The sequence below is a fragment of the Sporosarcina sp. BP05 genome (genome assembly GCF_014282005.1).
Classification (GTDB): Bacteria; Bacillota; Bacilli; order Bacillales_A; family Planococcaceae; genus Sporosarcina.
Map to the genome: position 1 here is coordinate 1 of NZ_JACFTD010000039.1, position 6,685 is coordinate 6,685.

Sequence of the window (6,685 nt, forward strand, 5' to 3'; positions counted from 1 at the left end):
TTACACGAAATTGAGTGAAGAAAACCAAATCCTTATTTCTAGTAATAAGGATTTAAAAGCTCGTGTGGCTGATTTAACGCTTGAAATTAAGGCGACTTATCAAAGTGTAAAAGAATTTGTTAAGGAGCATACAAAGAACGTGAGGGACTTCAAAAGCGTCTTTAAAGATTTTGCGGACAAAGTTAAGGGAAAAACTTCACAGGCTCGTGAGAAAGGTCAACTGGAGCCGAGAACAAGTGAATTTGAAAAGATTCACAAAAAAGAGATCAGACGTGAGCGAGACAACGAATTGAGCAGATAAAAAAGAGCCCTCAAAGGCTCTTTTTCTTGGTTTTGTTCTGGTTTTGAGCGAAGCGAAAAATCTTCCCTGTAAAGGCAGCCGATTCTTTAACTAAAGTAAAGCACCCGTTAGTTTAAGTAGAATACTTCACAAACTTTAGTTATCCAAATTCTTTTTCATCATTGTAAAGATTACTGGATGTCCATAAAAATCGCCTTTATTTTCTTGTATTACCTTGAATCCTTCTCTTTCATAAAAGGAAATATTAGAGTTCCCTTTATACACTGTTAACGATAAAGTAGTTGGTTCTTTAAATTTTGCAATGCCAGTTAGCAATAATTGTTTTCCAATACCTTTACCTTGGTGGTTAGGGTTAACATATAAGGACTCTAAGAACACGTCTTTATTAGATAAATTTCCTGAGAAAAACGCATATCCCATAATTTCTTCATTATTTTCAGCAACCAAATTTAGAGAAGATTTAAACCGATTATTCATCTCCACATTGGAGTAGGCATCCTGTAGAACTTTATCTTGTATTTCTTCTGGAATAAAATCACTATATGTATCCCTCCAAGTTGCAACTGCAATACCTCTAACCCTTTCAATATCTGATAAGTTCATCTCTCTTATTATCATATTTCATCTCCTAAGTTATGTAATTCTCCATTCTTCTGTAAAAAACCTTGTTCAACTAACCTGCTTCGTTAGTTGAACAAGGAATTCGATAGCTGAACGAGTTTGTATACGCCATGCACAGCAGGTTAACATAACGCCAGAAAGAATTAATTCTCTTTGTAGGAACAGTAAATAACAAGAAGAATTTTCGAAGCGACCTCATTATTATCTATTTTTTCGAAAAAACAAGAAAGGTCGATTCCCTTACAGAAAATCGACCTTTCTTATTTTGTATGCTACATAAACCTTAAGTTGACATAGGAAATGAAATTGAATTAACGGAAGGAATCGATTCACTTAAAGTTCGCATTTCTTTTATGCTGATATTACCGGAAATTACAATAACAAATTCTGAGTCAAAATAATAAAGATAAGAATTATTAGGGTCTTCAGATACGTAAATTTCTTTCCCATCACTTGTCTTTTGCATTTTTACTTTATTATTTTCAAAAGGGTAACGAGCAAACTTAGTAATGGCAACCACTTTTTCTTTACTTGAAAATGCCCATGTTTTCAGATCACTTTCAGTGAATTTTGCTACAACAAACTCATTAAAAGGAAGATTCAAACCACCTTTATCCTCAAAAAAATGTCCGTTATTGATATCAACATCAATTAATGCACTAATATTCCATTTATCTTCTTTTTCATAATGCAATAGAACAAAATTATTATTGATTTTCTGAGTATCCAGTGTGACTATACCTTTATTTCCAAGAATAACTTCGTTTGCAATTTCAGATTTTGAAATAAATTTCTCACTGTTATTTTTAAAAACAAACTTATATTGATGAATTGCTGCATTAGCAGGACTAGTACTTCGTGCTGGAGACTCTTCAATAACTACTAATTCTACTTCATCTGATTTTTCCGAGTTATTATGAGTATTAATTTGAGAAATATCTTTTGGTTCAGCTTTCGAGCACCCTCCTACTATTAAGAAGAAGACTACGAAAATTATGAATATGGAATTTCTGAACAATTTAATCACACACCTGGAGGAATTGCTGATTCTCTTGCAACATTAAGTTTATATTTTGATCCCTTTGGTGTCACAGTTACTTGATTAGATTTCCCACAAGATCCAGTTAAATAATAGTGAGTACCTGTCCATTGTTCTCGATAAGAACCAAAATCATTCCATCCCATTCTGTTAACAGGGATTGAAACTTGAACAGCTTCGGATGTTTGCCAACTCCATGTTGCACTAATATTAAACCCCACTTCTGCTTCTATTACTTTCCAATCAAATCCACCTGTAGCACTTACTGAAGGATTTATGTCAAATCCTTTTGTTACTGTAGACGTCCATCCTATTGGCCCGCTCGTTTTATTAGCCTGCCTTGTTCCAGAATGATGATTCTCAAAAGCACCACTCATCAATCTAGCATCATACTCATAACCAGGTACACAGACGTTAGCATAAGGTGTAATTGTAGTTCCTTGATTTTTTTCTACACTAGTATCACCTGGTAATTCATATACTGAATTTTGATTAAAAAGCTCAACAAAGTCTTCTTTAGGTATATAGATCTTTTCACCATTTTTAATATAGTATGCAGATACAGCTTCTCCTTCTGAATCTTCAGTTGCAGAAGCAAAAACATTTCCACCAGTACTAAAACTTAAGCAGAGAGCTAAAAGTACAAAGAATAATTTTTTCATGAACAATAAATACCTTCTTTCAATTTTTAATGTTGTAAAAATGCTTTTTTTAATCTTTCAAACAGGTAACTTATATATAATTCTAAATATAATTACCAAGAAATAATCCAAATATCAACAAGAACCTGTATCCATTCCATGATTTAACCCCACCTTTCTCCTATAACTTTAAAGGGTAAATGAGATTCCGTGACGAAATATTCCATATGGAATAAGAAAGGGTGAATAGGCATGTCTTTTGGAAAAGACTTTAAAGAGATTCGAAAGAATAGATCATACAGCCAAGCCGAAGTAGCGAGCAGTATTACTTCCCAAAGCACCTATTCAAAATTTGAAGCTGGAATAAGAGATGTAGATGCGAGCATCTATCTTCAATTGCTTCATCGCTTGAATATTTCAGCGGATGAGATTGATTATATTCAGAATGGCTATAGTTACGGACAAAAACAAAATCTTATTCATAAATTATTTTCGATAAATTACAATCACACGGAACATCTACGTAGTTTAAAGCGCCAAGCAGTCGATTTTTTAGAAGAACAGTATGACCAAGATATAAAGAATGTCTACTTAATATGTGAAGCATTTATTCAACTATATGATACCAAAGATATAGAAGTAGCCAAAAATATAGTGGGTCCAATTTGGGAAAGTGTGTCAAAATATGGACAATGGTATCTAAATGATATCCGTATTATCAATACCATTTTATTTTTATTTCCAGTAGACATTGCAATTAAGTTCACAGAAACAGTATTAGTAAGATTGGATACATATAAAGACTTTCGGGATGTAGCAAGACTGAAGATAGCATTTAAGATTAATCTCTCTCTGTTACTTATCAAAGATAAAGATTATGTAAGGGCACTTACAATTATTGTAGATTCACTTCAATGTGACAAAAGAAAAATGGATTATTCCATTTTGGCGCTCCATTTTTCAAGAGAAGCTATTTGTAGAGCTAATATTCAGGGAGATGGATCGGCAGAGTCATTGGAAAAAGCACGACAATTACTGATATTCTATGATGATTACGACTACTGGGAACGTATTCATCAAGAATTTAATAATTATACTTCTTGAAAAATTAATATTACTGACATTTAGAAAGTATTTATTAAAGAAAGCTTTATTTAGGGCGCCTCTATTTAACCTCAAAATATAATATGTATTTTGTATACACACCGGGTTGACATAACATCAATTCTCGGAAGTTGGCGATGACAGACAACCCCCTATAAACCCTCAGTTCTTCTCCTATCACTCTCTAACTCTTTTATGCATGAAATATACATCGTTGAATTATCGGGCTTTCTGGTGAACGCCAGGCCTGTCTACATGAATAATTATGCAGATTTACCTCAACGATATCTAGATGAAAAACCCTCCAGGAAAAATCATGGGGGGGGTGATAACAAATCACTCATTTTCATTCGAATTTAGCCATAAAATCAGCCAATGCTAAATGTAAAATATCCGATTTATTAAGCCGTTCTGCTTCGCAAAACACATCGAAACGCTCCCCGATACTTTGATCAATCACAATGGTCTTTCGCGTCTTCTCTTCTTGTGGAAGCTGTTTAATACGCTCGTGTAGCGTTGGCTCCATTTTGATTGTTGGAGCTGATTCTTGCCATGATTTCAACATTTCTTTGATGGCTCGCATTTCATCCTCGGTGAATTGCCCATGAATAGTATGTGAATCTGTCGTGATGATCTTGGGAACCGGTTGTGAATGAGGTTTCCTGGCCGATGATTTGGATTTCACAAAGTCGAAAATGCTTTTATCGAGTGGTTCTTCTCCGTTGCCAACGAAGGCCCACCCCCTCGGAGTTGCACTACTGTATTTATAGCCTGCTGCATTCAATGCACTCGCAAGAGGATCCTTGCTAATGCCATCGATTTGTTTAGCAACATCGGATATATTACTGTCTTTTAATGCAGTAAGAATGCTGCGTAACGTCGCTTTTTCATCCATTCGCATCTGTCATTCACCCTCGTTTCATCGGTTATCTTACTAACTAATATTCCAGATGAAAGAGGTTTCACCTTCAAAATCTCCCCCGAAATGAGAAAGAAGTTTACGTCCTCGACTTTGTATCTGTTTTAAACGATTGATTACGCGCTTGGATCCTGTTGCCAGCACATCCATACCAGGGTTTTTAATACTTTACTGCACGTTTTCCGAAGACCGCTTGTTCAATCCTCTTAAAAACGATTTAAACACCCCTAAGAGCTTCCTTAAAATAATTCCGGTGGATACATTCAAATTCATCCTCGAAACGTCTGTAAGGAGTCGGTGGATGCTCAGAATGATAGTTTACGAGAATGGACAGGCTCTAATTGTTCTCATTAGTCCCTTTTTTTCTAATAAAGCACATTTGTATCTGGAGAAATAATACTTCGGGATTTTTTGATAGAAAAAGAGAAATGAATGTCACCTGATTTTTAACCACCACCACCACGCGCGTGTTTGTTGTTGTTTATAGTACTTTGTTTTAGTACTTTGTTTTAAATACTGTTTAGAGAGTGGTAGAAATCCTTGTTACCACTGGGTTAATAGATAACTAATGACACACTTTTCGGGTTCTAATGACACACTTTTCGGGTTCTATATGACACACTTTTCGGGTTTGATATGACACACTTTTCGGGTTCTAATGACACACTTTTCGGGTTCTAATGACACAAATTACATAAAGCTGTGTTTTTTCTTAAGGCAAGACGTTAAATGCTCTAAAGATATAAAAATGCTGCTGCAAATATAATACCTAATTTCGTACTTTACGACTTACTACGATGCTGCAATGCTACAATGACACACTTTTCGGGTTCAAAATGACGATAAAGACACAAATTAAAATTAAGTGTGTATATACTGGTAACAAAGGAGTTTTTAAATTTATTTCAGTATTTACTAACACAATAAAGTTTAATTGTGTTATATTGTTAGTAATAAATGGAATGGAGTCGATTCGAATTGAAAGATAGTTACCTTGTTACACAATCTAATCGCTTAATCGAAGCTCGTCATGACGTCCCATTAACTGTTCGGGAACAACAAATCGTACTTACTATGGTGTCAATGATCCAACCGAATGACGAGGATTTCCGTAAGTATCGGATTTCCATAAAAGATTTTAGTGAAATGCTTGGTCTGAAAGGCAATGCTAAGTATGAAGAAATAAAAGAAATTGCTAAAAGACTCCAAAAAAAGTCTGTTTACATAGTAGAGAAAGATGGATTCGTTGTGACTAATTGGGTTTCAAGTCAACGGTATAAGGAAGGTGAAGGGGTAATCGAGTTAGCGTTTTCTCCAGACTTAAAGCCGTATTTGCTGCAATTGAAAAGTCATTTTACATCTTATAAACTAAGTAACATCTTATCTCTAAAAAGCACTTACTCTATCCGTCTTTATGAGCTCTTAAAGAAGTGGCAACACTTAGGAAAGTGGACGTGTCCATTGGAAGATTTAAAAATACATTTAGGTGCAGTAACATCGACATTCGATCGCTACAACCTTTTCAAAGTAAGAGCTTTAGAAGTTGCAGTTAATGAGTTGAATGAAAAAACGGATGTAAATGTTGTTTTTGAAGAAGTGAAAAAAGGACGTAAAGTAGAGAAAATAGAATTTAGAATAAGCAAAGCTCCAGACAAAGAAATTCAGTTACCCGAACCTAAAAGTAAGCTTGAACAACCGAAAAAGGCGCCTGAAAATGAAGATGTGCGTACTCGTTTAAATGGTTTAGCAGACAAAAAACTTTATCAGTTCACTCAAAACTATTTTTCCCAGTTGTATCAAGGGGCATTATTCATATGGGGTGATAGAGCTGAACATGAGTTAGAAATGATTATTGGCTATGTAAATGTAGAAAAGTCGGTACAAAATCCACTTGGATTTATTAAGTCGCAAATTCAATTAGCGTGGGAAGCTTATGAGCGTGGAGAACATACAACGTTTGCTGACCTTCAACCAACGAAGGAAAGAACGACAGGACGGGAGGAAATCATTCCCGACTGGTTCAAAAAAAAGGACAAGTCGTTCGAACCGCAAGAAAAGGA

The 6,685-nt window shown here is 34.9% G+C and carries 6 protein-coding genes and 1 pseudogene; 3 read left to right on the forward strand and 4 right to left on the reverse strand.

Going from position 1 to position 6,685, the window contains the following annotated elements:
- A pseudogene (locus tag H2672_RS18710) lies at positions 1–301 on the forward strand (hypothetical protein); the annotation flags it as partial.
- A gap of 135 nt (positions 302–436) precedes the next feature.
- On the opposite strand, the gene H2672_RS18715 reads toward H2672_RS18710, so the two are convergent.
- The 3 genes from H2672_RS18715 to H2672_RS18725 all read right to left on the reverse strand — a co-directional run bounded on the left by H2672_RS18715 (position 437) and on the right by H2672_RS18725 (position 2,623).
- On the reverse strand, positions 437–919 hold the full coding sequence (locus tag H2672_RS18715; RefSeq protein ID WP_186673882.1) for a GNAT family N-acetyltransferase: 483 nt from the start codon (positions 917–919) through the stop codon (positions 437–439).
- Positions 920–1,205: 286 nt separating this feature from the next.
- The gene (locus H2672_RS18720) at positions 1,206–1,940 is read right to left on the reverse strand and encodes a hypothetical protein (RefSeq protein WP_186673883.1); all 735 of its coding nucleotides are present in this window, start codon (positions 1,938–1,940) and stop codon (positions 1,206–1,208) included.
- A gap of 5 nt (positions 1,941–1,945) precedes the next feature.
- Positions 1,946–2,623 (reverse strand): hypothetical protein, encoded by a 678-nt coding sequence (locus tag H2672_RS18725; protein ID WP_186673884.1) that lies wholly within the window; start codon positions 2,621–2,623, stop codon positions 1,946–1,948.
- 231 nt (positions 2,624–2,854) lie between these two features.
- Here H2672_RS18725 and H2672_RS18730 point away from each other — a divergent pair, with 231 nt between their 5' ends.
- On the forward strand, positions 2,855–3,706 hold the full coding sequence (locus H2672_RS18730; RefSeq protein WP_186673885.1) for a helix-turn-helix domain-containing protein: 852 nt from the start codon (positions 2,855–2,857) through the stop codon (positions 3,704–3,706).
- Positions 3,707–4,052: 346 nt separating this feature from the next.
- Here H2672_RS18730 and H2672_RS18735 read toward each other — a convergent pair whose 3' ends face one another.
- The gene (locus H2672_RS18735) at positions 4,053–4,607 is read right to left on the reverse strand and encodes a hypothetical protein (protein WP_186673887.1); all 555 of its coding nucleotides are present in this window, start codon (positions 4,605–4,607) and stop codon (positions 4,053–4,055) included.
- Between the two features lie 996 nt (positions 4,608–5,603).
- On the opposite strand from H2672_RS18735, the gene H2672_RS18740 reads away from it, so the two are divergent.
- A partial coding sequence (locus tag H2672_RS18740) for a replication initiation protein (protein WP_186673889.1) occupies positions 5,604–6,685 on the forward strand: 1,082 nt, incomplete at its 3' end.

Bases quoted from the DNA above. Each gene is read 5' to 3' on its own strand.
- H2672_RS18715 (WP_186673882.1), bottom strand. From the start codon at position 919: ATGATAATAAGAGAGATGAACTTATCAGATATTGAAAGGGTTAGAGGT.
- H2672_RS18725 (WP_186673884.1), bottom strand. From the start codon at position 2,623: ATGAAAAAATTATTCTTTGTACTTTTAGCTCTCTGCTTAAGTTTTAGT.
- H2672_RS18730 (WP_186673885.1), top strand. From the start codon at position 2,855: ATGTCTTTTGGAAAAGACTTTAAAGAGATTCGAAAGAATAGATCATAC.
- H2672_RS18735 (WP_186673887.1), bottom strand. From the start codon at position 4,607: ATGCGAATGGATGAAAAAGCGACGTTACGCAGCATTCTTACTGCATTA.